The organism is Pelagibacterium sp. H642 (assembly GCF_031202855.1).
Lineage (GTDB): Bacteria > Pseudomonadota > Alphaproteobacteria > Rhizobiales > Devosiaceae > Pelagibacterium.
In genome coordinates this window covers 2,357,663-2,375,194 of sequence record NZ_CP101829.1, presented here as the reverse complement: position 1 = coordinate 2,375,194, position 17,532 = coordinate 2,357,663, and the positions used below count along the sequence as shown (strand labels likewise).

21 protein-coding genes and 1 other RNA gene are annotated in these 17,532 nt (G+C 62.9%); 7 read left to right on the top strand and 15 right to left on the bottom strand.

What is annotated here, in order from left to right; all coding sequences use genetic code 11:
• Positions 1-109 precede the first annotated feature (109 nt).
• Genes ybgC through ruvC form a run of 7 tightly spaced genes read right to left on the bottom strand, consistent with a single transcriptional unit; the run spans position 110 to position 3,911 of the window.
• Positions 110-535, bottom strand: coding sequence for a tol-pal system-associated acyl-CoA thioesterase (ybgC, locus tag NO934_RS11710; RefSeq protein ID WP_309160151.1), 426 nt, complete (start codon positions 533-535; stop codon positions 110-112).
• Entirely contained in the window at positions 532-1,038 is a 507-nt protein-coding gene (locus tag NO934_RS11705) for an NUDIX domain-containing protein (RefSeq protein ID WP_309160150.1), read from the bottom strand. Before NO934_RS11705 ends, ybgC begins: the two co-directional genes overlap by 4 nt.
• Positions 1,035-2,075, bottom strand: a complete 1,041-nt coding sequence (gene ruvB, locus NO934_RS11700) for a Holliday junction branch migration DNA helicase RuvB (protein WP_309160149.1) — start codon at positions 2,073-2,075, stop codon at positions 1,035-1,037. The genes NO934_RS11705 and ruvB overlap by 4 nt, the downstream gene beginning before the upstream one ends.
• Positions 2,072-2,473, bottom strand: coding sequence for a PIN domain-containing protein (locus tag NO934_RS11695; protein ID WP_309160148.1), 402 nt, complete (start codon positions 2,471-2,473; stop codon positions 2,072-2,074). Before NO934_RS11695 ends, ruvB begins: the two co-directional genes overlap by 4 nt.
• Positions 2,460-2,738, bottom strand: coding sequence for an AbrB/MazE/SpoVT family DNA-binding domain-containing protein (locus NO934_RS11690; RefSeq protein WP_309160147.1), 279 nt, complete (start codon positions 2,736-2,738; stop codon positions 2,460-2,462). The genes NO934_RS11695 and NO934_RS11690 overlap by 14 nt, the downstream gene beginning before the upstream one ends.
• 55 nt (positions 2,739-2,793) lie before the next feature.
• Complete coding sequence (gene ruvA, locus NO934_RS11685; protein ID WP_309160146.1) at positions 2,794-3,411, bottom strand: Holliday junction branch migration protein RuvA; 618 nt, start codon at positions 3,409-3,411, stop codon at positions 2,794-2,796.
• Complete coding sequence (ruvC, locus tag NO934_RS11680) at positions 3,408-3,911, bottom strand: crossover junction endodeoxyribonuclease RuvC (RefSeq protein ID WP_309160145.1); 504 nt, start codon at positions 3,909-3,911, stop codon at positions 3,408-3,410. Before ruvC ends, ruvA begins: the two co-directional genes overlap by 4 nt.
• A gap of 183 nt (positions 3,912-4,094) precedes the next feature.
• Here ruvC and NO934_RS11675 point away from each other — a divergent pair, with 183 nt between their 5' ends.
• Entirely contained in the window at positions 4,095-4,919 is an 825-nt protein-coding gene (locus tag NO934_RS11675) for a GGDEF domain-containing protein (protein ID WP_309160144.1), read from the top strand.
• 43 nt (positions 4,920-4,962) lie between these two features.
• Here the strand turns inward: NO934_RS11675 and NO934_RS11670 are convergent, their stop codons facing one another.
• The 5 genes from NO934_RS11670 to ssrS all read right to left on the bottom strand — a co-directional run bounded on the left by NO934_RS11670 (position 4,963) and on the right by ssrS (position 8,894).
• Positions 4,963-5,709: a YebC/PmpR family DNA-binding transcriptional regulator gene (locus NO934_RS11670; protein ID WP_309160143.1), complete on the bottom strand. Its 747-nt coding sequence runs from the start codon at positions 5,707-5,709 to the stop codon at positions 4,963-4,965.
• A 122-nt stretch (positions 5,710-5,831) separates the two neighbouring features.
• Positions 5,832-7,247, bottom strand: a complete 1,416-nt coding sequence (locus tag NO934_RS11665) for an alanine/glycine:cation symporter family protein (protein ID WP_309160142.1) — start codon at positions 7,245-7,247, stop codon at positions 5,832-5,834.
• 60 nt (positions 7,248-7,307) lie between these two features.
• Positions 7,308-8,126, bottom strand: coding sequence for a TIGR00282 family metallophosphoesterase (locus NO934_RS11660; RefSeq protein ID WP_309160141.1), 819 nt, complete (start codon positions 8,124-8,126; stop codon positions 7,308-7,310).
• Entirely contained in the window at positions 8,123-8,713 is a 591-nt protein-coding gene (locus NO934_RS11655; RefSeq protein ID WP_309160140.1) for a 5-formyltetrahydrofolate cyclo-ligase, read from the bottom strand. The genes NO934_RS11660 and NO934_RS11655 overlap by 4 nt, the downstream gene beginning before the upstream one ends.
• A 22-nt stretch (positions 8,714-8,735) precedes the next feature.
• A non-coding RNA gene (ssrS, locus tag NO934_RS11650) (6S RNA) lies at positions 8,736-8,894 on the bottom strand.
• A gap of 184 nt (positions 8,895-9,078) precedes the next feature.
• Here ssrS and NO934_RS11645 point away from each other — a divergent pair.
• Entirely contained in the window at positions 9,079-9,579 is a 501-nt protein-coding gene (locus NO934_RS11645) for a DinB family protein (RefSeq protein WP_309160139.1), read from the top strand.
• A gap of 31 nt (positions 9,580-9,610) precedes the next feature.
• Entirely contained in the window at positions 9,611-10,135 is a 525-nt protein-coding gene (locus tag NO934_RS11640; protein WP_309160138.1) for a YcxB family protein, read from the top strand.
• Between the two features lie 9 nt (positions 10,136-10,144).
• Here NO934_RS11640 and NO934_RS11635 read toward each other — a convergent pair whose 3' ends face one another.
• From NO934_RS11635 to NO934_RS11625, 3 genes are all read right to left on the bottom strand, one after another.
• A complete protein-coding gene (locus NO934_RS11635; protein ID WP_309160137.1) occupies positions 10,145-10,684 on the bottom strand; it encodes an MOSC domain-containing protein in 540 nt (179 codons plus the stop codon).
• Between the two features lie 586 nt (positions 10,685-11,270).
• Positions 11,271-11,654: a cell division protein ZapA gene (locus tag NO934_RS11630; protein WP_309160136.1), complete on the bottom strand. Its 384-nt coding sequence runs from the start codon at positions 11,652-11,654 to the stop codon at positions 11,271-11,273.
• The gene (locus tag NO934_RS11625) at positions 11,647-11,943 is read right to left on the bottom strand and encodes a DUF4164 family protein (protein ID WP_309160135.1); all 297 of its coding nucleotides are present in this window, start codon (positions 11,941-11,943) and stop codon (positions 11,647-11,649) included. The genes NO934_RS11630 and NO934_RS11625 overlap by 8 nt, the downstream gene beginning before the upstream one ends.
• Before the next feature lie 194 nt (positions 11,944-12,137).
• On the opposite strand from NO934_RS11625, the gene tkt reads away from it, so the two are divergent.
• The 4 genes from tkt to NO934_RS11605 all read left to right on the top strand — a co-directional run bounded on the left by tkt (position 12,138) and on the right by NO934_RS11605 (position 17,532).
• Positions 12,138-14,111, top strand: coding sequence for a transketolase (tkt, locus tag NO934_RS11620; protein ID WP_309160134.1), 1,974 nt, complete (start codon positions 12,138-12,140; stop codon positions 14,109-14,111).
• A gap of 62 nt (positions 14,112-14,173) precedes the next feature.
• Positions 14,174-15,181: a type I glyceraldehyde-3-phosphate dehydrogenase gene (gene gap, locus NO934_RS11615; protein WP_309160133.1), complete on the top strand. Its 1,008-nt coding sequence runs from the start codon at positions 14,174-14,176 to the stop codon at positions 15,179-15,181.
• A gap of 122 nt (positions 15,182-15,303) precedes the next feature.
• Entirely contained in the window at positions 15,304-16,509 is a 1,206-nt protein-coding gene (locus tag NO934_RS11610) for a phosphoglycerate kinase (RefSeq protein ID WP_309160132.1), read from the top strand.
• Positions 16,510-16,578: 69 nt separating this feature from the next.
• Positions 16,579-17,532: an ABC transporter substrate-binding protein gene (locus NO934_RS11605; protein WP_309160131.1), complete on the top strand. Its 954-nt coding sequence runs from the start codon at positions 16,579-16,581 to the stop codon at positions 17,530-17,532.

Below are 17,532 nucleotides of genomic sequence, written 5' to 3'. Positions count from 1 at the left end.
GTTGGCGGTCAAATTTGTCAAAAGTGAGAGACAAATGCCGACTATCGGGTCGCTGCGGCGAAGCGGCGCCGCTTGCCCCATTTATGGTCAAGAAAAGGTTAAGAACCGCTCAACGCGGGCCCAGCAGGGCTTTGAGCCCCGCCGGCAGCCGCACGGGGCGGCCAGCGGCGTTGAGCAGCACCGCCACCACGCGGGCGCGGCAGATCACCTCACCGGCGCGGGTCAGCGTCTGCTCAAGCACAAAGCGGGCGCCGCCGGCCTCCGCCATATGGGTTGCGACCTCGAGCAGGTCGTCGATATGGGCGGGGCGATCATAGGAAATGGTCATCTCGCGCACCGCGAAAGCGAGACCGTCCTTGATCAATTCCGAGTGATGAATGCCGTGGGCCCGTAAAAACTCGGTCCGTGCCCGCTCGAAATATTTGAGATAGGCGGCGTGGTAGACATTGGTCGAAAAGTCGGTGTCCTCGAAATAGACGCGCACCGGAAAGCGATGCACGCCTTCGGACCCGATTTCGCCGCCGAAAATGGTCACCGCTCCGCTTCCCTGTGGGTAATGTGGGTGAGCCCGGCGTCCGAACCGAGCAGCCTCCCGCGCAACCTCTCCGGCTGAAAGCCGATCTCGGTCAAAGACGGTTCGCGCGCATCGACCCATTTGAATTGCAGGTGGGCATTTCCGTCGACGCATTCGTGACAGATCTCCCCATCGACGCGAAACGGGAAGGCCTCGGGCAAGGTGACGGTGTAGTAAAGGCCCATCTCATGAAACGAGATGCCGTTGTAGGAAAAGAAATTCTCCATCACGAACCGCAGGGCGCCGATCCGGGCGATAACGCCCATCTCCTCCTCGATCTCGCGCGCCAGCGCCACATCGCTTTCTTCACCCACTTCGACACGACCGCCGGGCAGCGTCCAATGGGTGTCCCACTGCGCCCTGTGCACGAGGACACGACCCTCGCGCAAGGCAATCGCGGCGGCCCGCAAATTGAAGCGCCCGCCGCCCAGATCGATGCTGATCATCTGCCGGGGCGCGTTCATTCGCCATTGTCCTCTTCGAACAGGCTAGCCTGCAGGCCGACAAAGCCCTGCGGGACCGCATAGCCCATGTGCTGGAACGAGAGCGCCGTCATCATGCGCCCGCGCGGAGTGCGCTGGATGAAGCCTTGCTGGATGAGATAAGGCTCGACGATCTCCTCGATCGCATCGCGCGGCTCGGAAAGCGCGGCGGAAATGGTTTCGATGCCGACCGGACCGCCGCCGTAGAATTCGGCGATGGTCTTGAGATATCGCCGGTCGAGCTGATCGAGGCCCTTGGCATCCACATCGAGGCGCAGCAAGGCGCGGTCGGCGATCTCGCGGTTGATCTCCGAGGCCCCCTCGACGAGCGCGAAATCGGTGACCCGGCGCAGCAGGCGCCCGGCGATGCGGGGCGTTCCGCGGGAGCGGCGAGCCACTTCCATGGCGCCATCGGGCGTCATGGTCATGCCCATCAACCGCGAGCCGCGCTCGACGATCCTGACCAGTTCTTCGGGCGTATAGAAATTGAGCCGGACGGGGATGCCGAAGCGGTCGCGCAGCGGCGTGGTCAGCAGCCCGGCGCGCGTGGTGGCGCCAACCAGGGTGAATTTGGACAGATCGATCCGCACCGATCGCGCCGCCGGCCCCTCGCCGATGATGAGGTCGAGCTGAAAGTCCTCCATCGCCGGATAGAGGATTTCCTCCACCGCCGGATTGAGCCGGTGGATCTCGTCGATGAACAGCACGTCCCGCTCTTCGAGATTGGTCAGCAGCGCCGCAAGATCGCCGGCCTTGGCGATCACCGGGCCGGACGTGGCGCGAAACCCCACCCCAAGCTCGCGCGAAATGATCTGCGCCAGCGTGGTCTTGCCCAGCCCTGGAGGGCCGACGAACAGCACGTGATCGAGCGCCGCCTTGCGCTGCCTGGCGGCTTCGATGAACACCTGCAGATTGGCCCGCGCCGCTTCCTGCCCGATGAACTCGGAAAAGCCCGAGGGGCGAAGGGAAACGTCGAAGTTGTCGTCACGCCCGGCGGCGGCGTCGGTGAAATCGGTCAAATTCTATCCCCCACCGCAGTCATGGCGGGTAATCGTTGCGCGTGACGATCGAAAGTCACGGTTGTCGTACAATTGGCGGCGGCATTGTGGGCGGCAATCATGGCATCCACGACCCCGCAATTGGCCCGCGCGCTGTCTTCGAGCGCGCTGATCACGATTTCCGTGTTTTCAACGACGAAATCGCTGCTGCTGACCAGCATCCAAATGGCCTCGCGAACCTGCGCTTCGGGAAACTTCTTGACGCGGGTCAATACGGTATAAGTTTCCGCCAGCACAAGCATGCTCACATAAATCGGATGATTGCTGGCGAGTGTCAGCAATCGGCGTGCGGCGGGAGACTGACTATCATCGTCATCGGCCAGGAACCGCACCAGCACATTGGTATCAACGCCCAGCACGGATACGCTCGTCGTCTTCCTCGAGGACCAGCGCCACAGCTTCATCCATTTCTTCGACCGTCATGCCATGCCCCCTTGGAGACCGTCCCAGAACACCGGCGATTTCGGAAGCGCGAATATTTCTTGGCCGCAGTACATACCGCCCGTCTTCCTTCACGAATTCGACCTTGTCGCCGGGCTTGAGGTTCAGCGCATCCCGGACGTCCTTTGGCAAGGTCATCTGCCCCTTCGACGTCAATGTTGCGGTGCTCACAGCAACCTCCATTTATTCCTTACCAACACAAGGTAGTAAGGAATCCTCATTCGCGCAAGGACAGCACTCACGAACTCAATTCCCGCAGCCCCAGCCGGATCAGCTTCTCGGTCGCCGTGTCCTCACCCTCCTTCGCCACCACCCGGGCCACGGCCCCGGAGGCTTGGGCCTGGGGATAGCCAAGATTGACCAGGGCCGAGACGGCATCGGAAACGTTGCCGCCGGCAACGCCTTCGCCGAGAGCGGCCTGCAGGCCGATGACGCCGGCATCGGCCGAACCAAGCGCCGGCACCTTGCCCTTGAGTTCCGAGACGATGCGTTGGGCGAGCTTGGGGCCCACGCCGGGGGCGCGGCCGACCATGGCCTTGTCCTGCAGCGCTATGGCCGAGGAGAGGTCGGAGGGCGAGAGAGTGGAGAGAATGGCAAGCGCGACGCGCGAACCCACCCCCTGCACGGTCATCAGCAGCTTGAACCAGAGCTTTTCGGTTTCGCTCGAAAAGCCGTAAAGCCGGATCAGGTCCTCGCGCACGATCATCTCGATAAACAGCACCGTCGCCTCGCCCACCCGCGGCAGTGCCTGAAGCGTACGGCCCGAGCAATGGGCCTCGTAGCAGACGCCATTGACGTCGATGAGCGCGAAATCCTCGCCGATGGTTTCGACGAGCCCCTTGAGCTTTCCGATCATGCGCTCTTGGCCAGCTTGCGGTGTTGCCGGTGGTGGGCGTGGCAGATGGCAATGGCGAGCGCATCGGCAGCATCGGCCGATTTGAAATTGGCGGCGGGCATCAATGTCTTGACCATCAACTCGATCTGCTTTTTCTCGGCATGCCCTGTGCCCACCACCGACTTCTTGACCAGATTGGCCGAATATTCACCCACCGGGAGCCCCATGGAAGCCGGGGTCATCACCGCGATGCCACGCGCCTGGCCCAAAAGAAGGGTCGAGCGCGCGCCGGCATTGACGAAGGTTTCTTCCACCGCCGCCTCGACCGGATGATGCTCGGCGATCAGCCGCATCAATCCCTCGTGGAGATGGACAAGACGCAGCGCCAGTTCCTCATCGACCGCTGGGGTGAGCACGCCACAGGCGATAAAGCGCAGCCGATTGCCCTCGGCTTCGATGATGCCCCACCCGGTACGCCGCAGCCCCGGATCGATCCCCATGATTCGCACCACGTCCAACATGCTCCCAGCGTAAACAACGAACTTGACCCTACCAAGAACAAAGTGAACAAAGCGAAAACATTTCTGTTGATACCGCCAATCGCCGCCGAGCCGATCGCTGGGATTCTCCCTACCTCCGTAAGGGTGCATCAACTGATGCGGTCATAAGGTGGACTTGGACGCGAAGATTTTCAGGACGCATTGATGACGCGAGAATTCAGACTGCCCCGGCATGCCTGGGTCAGCATTGCCGCGCGAACGGCCAGGCACATGGTGTTCGCAGTCGTCATATCGGTGGCCGTGTCCTATCTGCTGCTCGAAACGTTTTCGCAAGGCATCGGCGAAATCGGGTTGATCGCCGCCATCGTGGCGCCGCTCGTTTTGGGCGGACCAATGGTGTTTTACATGTCCATGCGCCAATTTGAGTTGCAGATGGCCTATGACCGGTTGGAACAGGCGGCGGCGCGCGACAGCCTCACCAATTGCTTCCACCATGGCGCGTTCGTCGAGGCGGTGACGGCCTCGCTCGGGGACGCGGCCAATGGCGGCGGGGCCCTGCTGATGATCGACGCTGACCATTTCAAATCGATCAATGATCGGTTCGGCCATGCGAGCGGGGATACCGCGCTCAAGCTGATCGTCTCAGCCATCCGCAGTTCCATGGACCGCCCCAACATCATCGGGCGGGTTGGCGGAGAGGAGTTTGGCGTCTTTCTGCCCGGAGCATCGGTCGAACACGCCGCGCACATCGCCGAAACCATCCGCCGTGCCGTGCTGGCCATCCAATTCGACACCGGAGGGCAGGTCTGCACCCTCTCGGTCAGCATCGGCGGCGCCGTCGTAAAAGAGCCGGTGCAATTCGGCGATCTGTTTCGCCTGGCCGACGAACGGCTCTATAAAGTCAAAGCCGGCGGGCGCAACAATATCGACATTGTTGCCATGCCCATAAAGACCGCAGCACCCGACAGGCCAGCCGCCACCGCGCACGATCTTGTCTATCGCGGGCAAAAGATCAAGCAATCGGCATAAAAAAGGCGGCCCAATGAGCCGCCTTGTTTTCGATCGGTAAGGGTCAGGCCGAGAGCTTGGCCATATCCTCATCGCTCATCTCGAAATTGGCGTAGACGTTCTGGACGTCGTCGTCATCGTCGAGGTTGTCGATCATGCGCATCAGGCTCGCGCCCTTGTCGGCATCGACGGGGGTATTGTTCTGGGGCTTGAAGATGGCCTTGACGCTTTCCGCTTCCCCGAGCGCCGCTTCCAGCGCGCTGGAAACCTCGCCGATATCTTCAAAGGCGCAGTAGATGGTGTGGCCTTCTTCGTCGGACTGAACGTCCTCGGCACCCGCTTCGATCGCCGCTTCCATGACCTTGTCGGCATCGCCGACCTTGGCGGGGTAATAGATTTCCCCGACGCGATCGAACATGAAGGCGACCGAACCGGTTTCGCCCAGCGCGCCGCCGGCCTTCGAGAAGATGGCGCGGACATTGGAGGCGGTGCGGTTGCGGTTGTCGGTCAGAGCCTCGACGATCACCGCGACGCCACCGGGACCATAGCCCTCGTAGCGAACTTCCTCGTAATTGTCGCCTTCGCCGCCCTGCGCCTTCTTGATCGCGCGCTCGATATTGTCCTTGGGCATGGACTGGGCCTTGGCGTTGTTGACCGCAAGGCGAAGGCGCGGATTCATGGCGGGGTCGGGCAGGCCCGATTTGGCGGCAACGGTGATTTCGCGCGCCAGTTTGGAGAAGATCTTCGACCGCACGGCATCCTGACGGCCCTTGCGGTGCATGATGTTCTTGAACTGTGAATGGCCGGCCATGGTCGGACAGTTCCCTTGTGACTAACTCGGAAAAATGAATGGGCGGCTTATAATCGCCTCAAGGGCGAAAATAAAGACGGGGCCCTGAGAAAAGGGCTCCCGTCGCGCGCGCGTCACGCGATCTATCCCTGGTTGTCGCGATTCCAGATCGAGCTGTCGATCCGGCCCGACAATTCGGGATAATCGCGGGCGTGGAACACCGGAACCTCGCCACTTTCCCGTTGCCGCATATAGTCACGGGTGAGCCTATAGACCGTCCCCGAAAGCAGAACGATTGCAACCAGATTGACGGTCGCCATCAGCCCCATGGCCGCGTCGGCCGCGTTGAAGACGGTTGCGATGCTCTGCAGCGCGCCCCAGATCACCATGCCCAGCGTCAAAAGCCTGAGCACGACAAAGCCGGCGCGGCTGCCGAAACCGATGAAGACCAACGCCATTTCCGCATAGGCATAATTGCCGATGATCGACGTGAAGGCAAAAAACAGGATGGCGATGGCGACGAAATAATTCCCCATGCCGCCGATATGCTCGCTCATGGCCGCCTGGGTCAGTGGCGTGCCGCTCAGGCCGCTATCGGGGACCAGCGCGCCCGAGAGCAGGATCATCAAGGCGGTTGCCGTGCAGATGACCAGAGTGTCGATGAATACGCCCAACGCCTGGACGAACCCTTGCGAGGATGGATGGTGCGGGTCTGGCGTGGCCGCCGCCGCGATGTTGGGCGCGGAGCCCATGCCGGCCTCATTGGAGAACAATCCGCGCCGCACACCCTGGAGCAGCGCGGCGAATATCCCGCCCGCCGCCGCATCCAGCCCGAATGCCCCGGCAAAGATCTGGCCGAAGACGCCGGGAACTTCAGCAATATTAGTGACGATTACGAACAGCGCCACGAGCAGATAGACCGCCGCCATGAACGGCACGAGAAACTGGGCCACCGAGGCGATCTGCTGGATGCCGCCGAACACCACGATGCCGGCGACAAGCGCGATGGCGAGCCCTACCCACATCCGTTCGGTGCCGAACGCCACTTCCATGGATTCGGCGATGGAATTGGCCTGAACGGCATTGAATACCAACCCGAACGCCAGAATGAGGCAGACCGAAAAGATCACGCCCGCCCATGGCGCCCTGAGCCCGCGCGCAATGTAGAATGCCGGGCCGCCGCGATAGCGATTTTCGCCATCCCGGACCTTATAGAGCTGGGCCAGCGTGCTTTCGGCATAGGCGGTGGCCATTCCCACGAGCGCGACCACCCACATCCAGAAGATCGCTCCCGGCCCGCCCAGGTAAAGGGCTACGGCGACCCCGGCGATATTGCCGGTGCCCACCCGCGACGCCAATGACGTGCACAGCGCCTGAAATGGCGTGATCCCCGAGCGGTCGACTTCTCGCGACTGCAGGACGTTCTTCCACATCTCGGGGAAATAGCGGAACTGGATAAACCCCAATCGAAGCGTGAAGAAAGCGCCGACCGCGAGCAGGCCGTAGACCAGCACATAATCCCACAGGATGCCGTTGATGAAATCGATGACCGCGTCCATTGGTGTCCCCTCAGCCAATATCATCTGGCTTAACACCAAGCACCCCGGTTTCGATCCCTGTCAAGAAAAGCTGGGCAGCGCCTGCGACAGGGACCCGCCGATCCGGAGGGGCTGGATCGATACGCACAGTCCGGTTTCCGGGTCGGTTTCGATGGCGACGCCGGAAAGGGTTGCCTCGCCCTCGGCGGGTGTGAAGCGCGATGAGGCCAGACCGCTGATGAAGCGGTTGAGCGGTTCCTCGGATTCCATGCCGATGACGCTGTCATAATCGCCGCACATGCCGGCATCCCCCATCAGGCCCGTGCCACCGCGCAGGATGCGGTGATCGGAGGTGGGGATATGGGTGTGGGTGCCCACGACCAGGGAGACGCGGCCATCGAGATAATGACCCATCGCCTGGGTTTCCGAGGTGGCCTCGGCGTGGAAATCGACGACAATGGCATCGGCCTGTTCGCCCAGCGGACAACCGGCGATGGCCGCATCGAGGGCGCGGAAGGGATCGTCCATGGGAGGCATGAAGACCCGGCCCAGCGCATTGACGACGAGCACCTGATGGCCGTTGCGGCCGGTGACCAGCGCCGCCCCGCGCCCCGGAGCGCCGGGCGGGAAGTTGACCGGGCGGATCAGCGTGTCGTGGCGTTCGATGGCCGTCATGAGCTCGCGCTGATCGAAGGCGTGATCGCCCAGCGTCACGACGTCGGCGCCGGCATCGCGCAAAAGCTCGTAGTGAGCCTCGGTGATGCCGCGGCCATGGCTGGCGTTTTCGCCATTTACGATAACGAAATCAAAGCGGTACTGCTCGATCAGCCCCGGCAGGCGCTCGGCGACGGCGTCCCGTCCGGCCCGGCCCATCACATCTCCGAGAAACAGAAGCCTCATGCGGCCCCGAAACGGCGCAGGCCGGTTTCCGTGACGAGAAGATCGAGCGGCAGGTCGTGAGCCTCGCGCGGGATGAAATCGAGTTCCTGGCCGGCGAAGGCATAACCCACCAGCAGCGGCTTTCGCCCGATAGCGGCCAGGGTGCGGTCGTAATAGCCTTTGCCATAACCCAGGCGCGTCCCGGATTTATCGAAACCCAGCAAGGGGATAACGACGATGTCGGGAGTAACGACCGGTGCGGTTTCTGCCGGAGCGAGGGTGCCGAAGCCCGAAGGATAGAGGGGTTGGCCGTCTTCCCACAAGCGAAGCTCGAGCGGGAGATCCTCGCCTAAAACCACAGGCAGAGCAACAGGTTGGCCGGAATCGACAAGTTTGGTGAGCAGCGGCTTGCAGTCGATCTCGTCGCGGATGGGCCAGTAAAGGGCGACGATCTGGCCGTCTTGAAGCGGAACGCCCTCGAGGAAATGCTGCGCGGCGGCCTTCGCGGCGTCGGCGCGGTCGGCTTGGGGAACCGCCTCGCGGCGGGCGAGTGCCTCTGTGCGGAGCTGGGCCTTCTGCTCTTCGAGATGGGCTTCGCTATCGATCAAGCCGCTGGATTCCTTCACAAAATTTTGTGCCGCCCTGGCCGTGGGATGTGTCGATCCCGGGAACCTACTCACGTAGGTGGGCGCCATATGTCCGAGCCCACGGGCCCGGTCAGGGACAGCTCCCTTAAGGATCGATAAGGCCCCGGGGATGCAGTATCCTACACGCACCGGGCAGCAAGCGATCATATAGGCCCTATTGCCGTGGTGGCAAAGGGGCGCTGGAGGTTTTTCGCAACACCGTCGCACATCGTGCATATACTTGTACGGCGTTTGCTGCGACGCTTGTGCAACTTATGTCAGCTACATTGACATAAATTGCAGCCTGAAGGATGATCAGCGCGCCGTTTGAAGGGGAGGAACCGACAATGATCATGCCCGACTACGCCCGCACCATGGCCCACTACAACGCCGAACTCAACCGGCGCATCTATGGCGCCGCGCTGCGGCTGAGCGACGAGCAGCGGCGCGAGGATTGCGGCGCGTTCTGGGGCTCGATCCACGGGACACTCAATCACCTGCTCTGGGCCGACCGCTTGTGGCTTTCCCGATTTGGCATCGGCGAAGCGCCGGGCGTGCCCATCCGCGAGAGCGCAAAGCTCGTGAGCGATTTCGATGCGCTCTGGGCCGAGCGGCAGGCGATGGACGAAACCCTCATCGCCTGGGCGGATGGGCTGACCACTGAGGATCTTGGGGGCGAACTGTCCTGGCACAGCGGGGCGACAGGGCGCGACATGACCAAGCCGCGCGATCTGATCGTCGTCCAGATCTTCAACCATCAGACCCATCACCGCGGGCAGGTTCACGCGCTGATCACCCGCTTCGGGGAAAAGACCGGCGATACCGACCTGCCCTTCGTTCTGCCTTGACGCCAGGATCCGGCCGCGGACATCTTGAGCCATGAGCTATCCGCCCGATCATCCGTTTACGCGCTTCACCATCACTGCCGAGGATTATGCCAACGCATTGCGTCTGCATATGCGGCGATATTGGGCGACGCGCTGGGGGCCCAAACTGTTCGTGATCGTCGTCTTTGTCATCGCCATCGGAGCGATGGTGATGACCGATTTCGACGAGGCCTGGACCAGCGCCGCGATCGGCGGGATCATCGGCGCCGTTCTGCTGCCGCTGCTGGGTTATTTGTTTATTGTGCCGCGCCGGGCGCGGAAGGTTTATTCCCAGCAAAAGACCCTGAAGCAGCCGGTCGAGGTCTCCTGGACGCAGGAAGCGTATATCGCACACACCGAGGCTGCGGCGAGCACCGTGGCGTGGACCGACTATTACGGCTGGAGCGCCGACGGGAAAATGGTAATGTTCATGCAGTCCCAGAACCTGTTCCAGATGCTGCCGCGCCATGCGCTGACGGACGAGCAGATGAACGACCTCACCGCAATAATCGAGCGGTCGGGGCTCAAGCGGATCTAGGGTGTTCTCCTAGACCTTTTCCAGCCGGCGATGCGGTTCGGCCGGCAGCTCGACGCCGATCGGGTCCCCTGCTCTGACTGTGCCGCCAGCCAGCACAACCGTCATGATGCCGGTGCGCAGGAGCGGGGTGCCGTCGGCACGCTTGCCGATCATGTGCTGGAGGAGGCCCGGACGGAAACGCTCGATCTGCACGCATGGGTTGCGCAGGCCGGTGACTTCGAGGCGGACCGCATCGCCCAGCGCGAGAACCGTGCCGCGCGGCAGATCGATGAGGTCGACGCCGGTGGTGGTGACGTTCTCGCCCAACGCGCCGGGGGCAACGTCGAAGCCGAGGCCGTTGACCTCGTCGAGCAGTTCGGAAGCGATCAGATGCACCTGGCGCAGATTGGGCTGGGTGGGATCGGCCGCAACGCGCGAGCGGTGCTTGACCGTGGTGCCGGCATGGGCATCGCCGGCCACGCCCAGCCCCTCGACGATATCGATGAAGAGCTGGGTGCGCTTGGAGAAATTGTGGCCGCGGGCGGCGTGGACGGCAAGGACGGAGGGCATTGGGGGCTGTTGGGGTTTGAGGGGAGGCGGCGCAAAACTACAGCTTAAGCCTGCCCTGGCAAGAGCTGCTTCCGACTGAATCCCGGAATGACAGGCTAAGTTTGAAACACCGTGCTGCCCTGCCCCAGCGTGTCATTCCAGGGCTCGTCCCCAGAATCCAGAAAGCAGCGTATCTCGGCCCGAACGGGTTGGAGAAACAACACCTGCTGAGCAGGTGGCAGCCTTGCGGGTCTCCGGGTCAAGTCCGAAGACGACGAAAGAAAGGTGGTGCGTGTGGCTTCCGGTTGCGTTGGGCCTTGGCGGGGGCTGCTGGGTCCCAGGAATAACCGGAATGATAGGTTGAGTTTGAGGCACGGCACTGCCTACCCGAGCGCAGGGAGATGATTATGCCAGAAGAGGGGCTGGAGCGTGCAACCTCTCATCTCGTCATTGTCGGACTTGACCCGACAATCCGCCGCGCTGCCGTGACTTCTGAAGGGGTGTTGGGCGCGAGGTTCGGGTGAATTCACGTCTTCGGTAATCGTGGCAACCTTGCGGGTCTCCGGGTCAAGCCCGAAGACGACGAGGGAGAGGCTGACCGCAGTTCTCAACCCTGCGTCTGCTGCTCCTGTCCGGCGGCGTCTACGGCGGTGGCGATGGATTCGATGCGGCGGGCGACGTCGGCGAGTTTGGCGGCGAATTTGGTTTCCATGGATTCGGCTTCCGCCGCCACGTCGCTACCGGCCTTGGTGACGGTCTGGAGTTCGGAACGCAACTGGTCGAGCTTGCGCTCAGCCTCGGTTAATTCGTCCATGACGGCGATGCCGGCCATGACGGTCAGGCGATTGTCGCCGATTTCTCCGAACGTGCCCTTGTATTCGTCGATATAGCGGTTGAAGCGCGCGGCAAGCGAAGACAGATGCGTCTCCTGCCCGTCCTCGCATGCCATGCGGTATTTGCGGCCGTTGATTTCGACGCTGACTTCAGCCACGCACTTCTCCTTCTTCGAGCACTGAGCGGACGGTGGCCATTGCATCATCGAGCCGGCGCGAGACTTCGTCGGCGGCCTGATCGAGCCGGTCGGCGCGGGCCGTGGCCCGGTCGAGATCGCCCGCCAGCCGCGCGCGGTCGGCAGCCAGACGCTGGCCTTCGGCCTGTAACTGGGCCGAGGACCGCAGCCGCCCCGAGAGCGAGCGGACCGAGGTGTCGAGCCTGTTGAGCGCCCTGTCGAGCCGCTCGATGGCCGCCGAAAAACTCTCTCCCGCTGATGACGATGACACTTGGGCGCGTCCTTCGAATCTGGTGTCTTCCCCCCTCACAATAACCCCAAAAGTGGCGGAAATAGCAAGGGTGCCGGGTTGGCCGCGACATTGACTCGATACCCGGACCTGTTATGTGTCTGCCACGCGCAACGGCCCTCGCTCGGGACGGTCGGACGCACCGCTTTTTCTTCGTCGAACGCTTTCGGGACACCATGACAGACAGAGCCAAACACGATGCAATGGCCAACGCCATCCGCGCCCTTTCCATGGACGCCGTGCAGGCCGCCAATTCTGGCCATCCGGGCCTGCCCATGGGCGGCGCAGACATCGCCACTGTGCTGTTTTCCAAGGTGATGAAGTTCGACCCCAAGGCCCCCAACTGGCCCGACCGTGACCGCTTCGTGCTCTCGGCCGGGCACGGCTCGATGCTGCTCTATTCCTCGCTCTATCTCCTCGGCTACGAGGACATGACGCTCGAGGACATCAAGCATTTCCGCCAATTGGGCTACAAGACCGCCGGACACCCCGAATACGGCCATGCGGACGGCATCGAAACCACCACCGGCCCGCTCGGTCAGGGCCTGGGCAATTCGGTGGGCATGGCGATCGCCGAAGCCAAACTGCGCGCCGAGTTCGGCGAGGACCTGGTCAACCACCATACCTATGTCTACGCCGGTGACGGGTGCCTGATGGAAGGCATTTCCCAGGAGGCGATCTCGCTGGCCGGGCATCTGAAACTCAACAAGCTCATCGTCATCTGGGACAACAACGACATCACCATCGACGGCAAGGTGTCGATGGCCGACTCGACCGACCAGCTGAAGCGCTTCGAGGCTTCGGGCTGGGCGACCATGGATATCGACGGCCACGACCCCGTTGAGATCGAAAAGGCTCTGCTCGACGCCCAGAAGTCGGACAAGCCGGTGCTGATTTCGGCCAGGACCACCATCGGGTTCGGCTCGCCTAACAAGGCCGGCACCAACAAGGTGCACGGTTCGCCCCTCGGCGACGAGGAACTGGCCGCCGCCAAGAAGCAACTCGGCTGGGAATACGGGCCGTTCGAAGTGCCCGCCGAAATCGTCGAGAACTGGCGCGCCGCCGGCCAGCGCGGGGGCGAGGCGCGTGAAGCCTGGAACGGGCGGCTGCAGGCAGCCGAAAAGCGCGAGGAATTCGAGCGCCGCATGCGGGGCGAGCTGCCCGCAGCGCTCAAATCGGCAATGGCCGACTACAAGAAGAAGCTGGCGGCCGACAAGCCGAAGAAGGCGACCCGCGCCTCCTCCCAGGATGCGCTGGAGGTGATCAACGGAGCGGTGCCCGAGACGCTGGGCGGCTCGGCGGATTTGACCGGCTCGAACAACACCAACACCTCCCAGACGCTGCCGTTCACGGCCGACGACTACGCCGGCCGCTACATCCATTACGGCATCCGCGAGCACGGCATGGCCGCCGCCATGAACGGGATTGCACTCCATGGCGGGATGATTCCCTATGGCGGCACCTTCATGACCTTCACCGACTATTGCCGCCCCTCGATCCGCTTGTCGGCGCTGATGGGCATTCGCGTGGGCTATGTGATGACCCACGATTCCATCGGGCTGGGCGAGGACGGACCGACCCACCAGCCGGTCGAGCACCTAGCTGCGCTGCGGGCCATTCCCAACCTGCTCGTCTTCCGCCCCGCCGACGCGATGGAAGCGGCCGAGTGCTGGGAAATCACTCTGGAACGGGAAAAGCAGCCTTCGATCCTCGCGCTGTCGCGCCAGGGCCTGCCGGCGCTGCGGACCGAATACACCGACGAGAACCTCTCGCTGCGCGGCGCCTATACCATCTGGGGTGACGCGGACGCCGAAGTGGTGATCTTCGGCACGGGTTCGGAAACCCAGATCGCCGTCGAAGCGGCCAAGGAACTGACCGAAGCGGGCACCCCGGCGCGCGCGGTGTCGGTGCCCTCGATGGAGCTGTTCTTCGCCCAGCCGGACGACTACAGGCAGACGGTTTTCGGCAAGGCCAGGGCCCGCGTTGCGGTGGAAGCCGGGATCGAGATGGGCTGGAGCAAGTTCCTGGGCGAAACCGGCCGCTTCGTCGGCATGACCGGGTTCGGCGCCTCGGGCGAGATTTCCGATCTCTACACTCACTTCGGTATTACGACCAAAGCCGTTGTTGAAGCGGCCAAGGCGCAGCTTTAATAACCGGGGCGCGCGAGCGCCCCTTTTCCTTACTGCTCGGCATTTCTTTCAAGGAGTCGCTCATGACCGTCCGCGTCGCCATCAACGGATTTGGCCGCATCGGCCGCAACGTGCTGCGCGCCATCATCGAATCCGGCCGCACCGATATCGAGATCGTCGCCATCAACGATCTAGGTCCGGTGGAGACCAATGCGCACCTCATCCGCTACGATTCGGTGCATGGCAAGTTCCCCGGCACGGTGACGGTTGCGGGCGATACCATCGATGTGGGCCGCGGGCCGATCAAGGTGACCGCCGTGCGCAATCCCGCCGAACTTCCCCATGGAGAGATGGGCGTCGATATCGTCATGGAATGCACCGGCATTTTCACCTCCAAGGAGAAGGCCTCCGCGCATCTGGAAGCCGGGGCCAAGAAGGTGATCGTTTCGGCCCCCGCCGAGGGCGCGGACCTCACCGTGGTCTATGGCGTCAACCACGACAAGCTTTCGCCCGAGCACACGGTGATCTCGAACGCCTCGTGCACCACCAACTGCCTGGCGCCGGTCGCCTATGTGCTCAATGAAGCGGTGGGAATCGAAAAGGGCTTCATGACCACGATCCACTCCTATACCGGTGACCAGCCCACGCTCGACACCATGCACAAGGATCTCTACCGCGCCCGCGCCGCGGCGCTTTCGATGATCCCCACCACCACCGGGGCCGCCAAGGCGGTGGGCCTGGTGCTGCCCGAACTCAACGGCAAGCTCGACGGCACCTCGATCCGCGTGCCGACCCCGAACGTTTCGGTGGTGGATTTCAAGTTCATCGCCAAAAAGACCACAACGGTCGAAGAAATCAACGCGGCGATCCAGACCGCTGCCGAAGGCAAGCTCAAGGGGATCCTGGGCTTCACCACCGAGAAGCTGGTTTCGACCGACTTCAACCACGACCCGCATTCGTCCGTGTTCCACATGGACCAGACCAAGGTGATGGACGGCAATTTCGTGCGCATCCTTTCCTGGTACGACAACGAATGGGGGTTCTCGAACCGGATGAGCGACACGGCGGTGGCTTTCGCCAAGACGCTCTAACACAGCGCCGACGCCTTTTGGGGCGCTCCTTTTCGGGGAGCGCCTTTTTCTTGCCTATCGTAAGCCCTTGAGCCACTGTGCTGGCCGAGGGAAAAGACACGCCAACACCAATGGGTGCGACCATGACTGCCGCCTTCAAGACCCTTGACGATTTCGACCTCGACGGCAAACGCGTTTTGGTACGCGTCGACCTCAACGTGCCCGTCAAGGATGGCAAGGTGACCGACGCCACCCGGATCGAGCGCGTGGCGCACACCATCCAGGAAATCGCCAACAAGGGCGGACTGCCGATCCTGTTAGCCCATTTCGGGCGACCCAAGGGCAAGGTGGACGCGGCCATGAGCCTTGCGGTGGTGGTGGACGAGCTCAAGCGCATCGTGGGCAAGCCCGTCCAATTCGCAAAGACCGATTGGACCGATGTGAGCGAGGCCAAGGCGGTGATCGATGGGGCCGAGCCCGGCTCGGTGGTGCTGGTGGAAAACACCCGCTTTCACCCCGGCGAGGAAAAGAACGACCCCGCCCTGATCGAGACCATGGCCTCGTTGGGCGACCTTTATGTCAACGACGCGTTTTCCGCCGCGCACCGGGCGCATGCCTCGACCGAGGGGCTGGCGCGCAAGCTGCCGGCGGCGGCGGGGCGGGCCATGGAGGCGGAATTGAAGGCCCTGGAAAAGGGGCTGGGCAATCCCAAAAAGCCGGTGATCGCCATTGTGGGCGGCGCGAAGGTTTCGACCAAGATCGACCTGCTTGAAAACCTCGTTAACAAGGTCGAGGCGCTGGTGATCGGCGGGGGGATGGCCAACACCTTCATCTACGCGCTGGGTTATGACGTGGGCAAATCGCTCTGCGAGCGCGATCTGAAGGAAACGGCGCTGCGGATCATGGACAAGGCCGAGGACGCGCATTGCGCCATCATCCTGCCCATCGACGGGGTGGTCGCCTGGCATTTCGAGGCCGGGACGCCGAGCCGGATCTATGGGCTCGACGCGATCGAGAAGGACGGCATGGTGCTCGATGCGGGGCCGCAATCGGTCGAAAAGATCAAGGCGGCGATCAACGAGGCCCATACGGTGGTCTGGAACGGGCCGCTGGGCGCCTTCGAGATCGCCCCGTTCGACAAGGCGACGGTGGAGGTCGCCAAGCACGCCGCAGAGCGCACGCGCAAGGGGCTTCTGACCTCGGTGGCGGGCGGCGGGGATACGGTGGCGGCGCTGGCCCATGCGGGGGTCAAGGACGAGTTCACCTATGTCTCGACCGCCGGCGGGGCGTTCCTCGAATGGATGGAAGGGAAGCCGCTGCCGGGCGTTGATGCGCTCAAACAGGGCTGACGACCCGTTTCTTGACACCTTCCATCATGATTTGTAGAGCGGTCGGGCTGTTTTGCGAGGAGCTCGACCGTGATCATTTTGCATACCATCGTTGTTGTTGTCTCGGCCCTCGTACTGGCGGGTCCGCTCACCGCGCAGGAGATGCGTGAGGTCGAGACGGTCAAAGGGTCCGTTTCCATTCCCGCCGAGCCGGAGCGCATCGTGGTGCTCAACCCGGCGGTGGCGGGATATGTCTATGCGCTCGGGCTCGATATCCTCGCGGTGACCGAATCCTACCGCTCGGTGACCAAGGACGGGTTTACCCAGGCCTGGGCGGACGAGGCGCGGGCATCGGGGTCCGAGGTGCTGCCCTGGAATTTCGAGGGGTATAATTTCGAGCAGATCCTGGGCTATGGGCCGGACCTGATCATCGCCGGCGGAACCGGGCGGCCGGGGTTCTTAGCCAATGAGGCCTATGACCAGCTTTCGGCCATTGCGCCGACGCTGTTTGTCGATACGGCGCTGCCCAATTGGGAGGCCGAGCTCGATTTTATCGCCAACGCGCTGGGGCGGGAGGAGGAGGCAGAGGCGGCGATGGAGATTTATGAGCAGCGCGTGGCCGAGGTGCGCGAGGCGATCACCCTGCCCGAGCAGCCCACCATCTTCGTTTATGCCACCGAGCCGGGCGCGGCGCCCTATTTCGTGCCCGAGGATACGCCGACGCCGCAGCTCTTTGCGGAAGTGGGGTTCGAGCCCGATCCGCTGGGCGAGCGCTATCCCGATTTCGAGCGGGCCAGCACCGGGGATTCGGTGCAGGTGTCGCACGAATTGGCGCCGGAAATCCTCTCCGCTCCGACCATGATCCTGTTCCCTTGGACGCCGGCCTCGCCGGGCGTCGAGGAGTTTGCCGCCGATCCGCTGCTGGGGCGGATACCGGCGGTTGCCGATGGCGATGTGTACGAGATGCCCGACACTATCTACCGCTTCGACTATTACGGCGCGCTGGCGACGCTCGATGCGATCGAAGAGACGTTCGGGCAGTAG

Bases quoted from the DNA above. Each gene is read 5' to 3' on its own strand.
- NO934_RS11665 (WP_309160142.1), bottom strand. From the start codon at position 7,247: ATGGACGCGGTCATCGATTTCATCAACGGCATCCTGTGGGATTATGTG.
- tkt (WP_309160134.1), top strand. From the start codon at position 12,138: ATGACAGACAGAGCCAAACACGATGCAATGGCCAACGCCATCCGCGCC.
- NO934_RS11675 (WP_309160144.1), top strand. From the start codon at position 4,095: ATGACGCGAGAATTCAGACTGCCCCGGCATGCCTGGGTCAGCATTGCC.
- ruvA (WP_309160146.1), bottom strand. From the start codon at position 3,411: ATGATCGGAAAGCTCAAGGGGCTCGTCGAAACCATCGGCGAGGATTTC.
- NO934_RS11610 (WP_309160132.1), top strand. From the start codon at position 15,304: ATGACTGCCGCCTTCAAGACCCTTGACGATTTCGACCTCGACGGCAAA.
- gap (WP_309160133.1), top strand. From the start codon at position 14,174: ATGACCGTCCGCGTCGCCATCAACGGATTTGGCCGCATCGGCCGCAAC.
- ruvC (WP_309160145.1), bottom strand. From the start codon at position 3,911: ATGTTGGACGTGGTGCGAATCATGGGGATCGATCCGGGGCTGCGGCGT.
- NO934_RS11670 (WP_309160143.1), bottom strand. From the start codon at position 5,709: ATGGCCGGCCATTCACAGTTCAAGAACATCATGCACCGCAAGGGCCGT.
- NO934_RS11660 (WP_309160141.1), bottom strand. From the start codon at position 8,126: ATGAGGCTTCTGTTTCTCGGAGATGTGATGGGCCGGGCCGGACGGGAC.
- NO934_RS11705 (WP_309160150.1), bottom strand. From the start codon at position 1,038: ATGAACGCGCCCCGGCAGATGATCAGCATCGATCTGGGCGGCGGGCGC.
- NO934_RS11640 (WP_309160138.1), top strand. From the start codon at position 9,611: ATGAGCTATCCGCCCGATCATCCGTTTACGCGCTTCACCATCACTGCC.
- NO934_RS11635 (WP_309160137.1), bottom strand. From the start codon at position 10,684: ATGCCCTCCGTCCTTGCCGTCCACGCCGCCCGCGGCCACAATTTCTCC.
- NO934_RS11690 (WP_309160147.1), bottom strand. From the start codon at position 2,738: ATGGAGGTTGCTGTGAGCACCGCAACATTGACGTCGAAGGGGCAGATG.
- NO934_RS11645 (WP_309160139.1), top strand. From the start codon at position 9,079: ATGATCATGCCCGACTACGCCCGCACCATGGCCCACTACAACGCCGAA.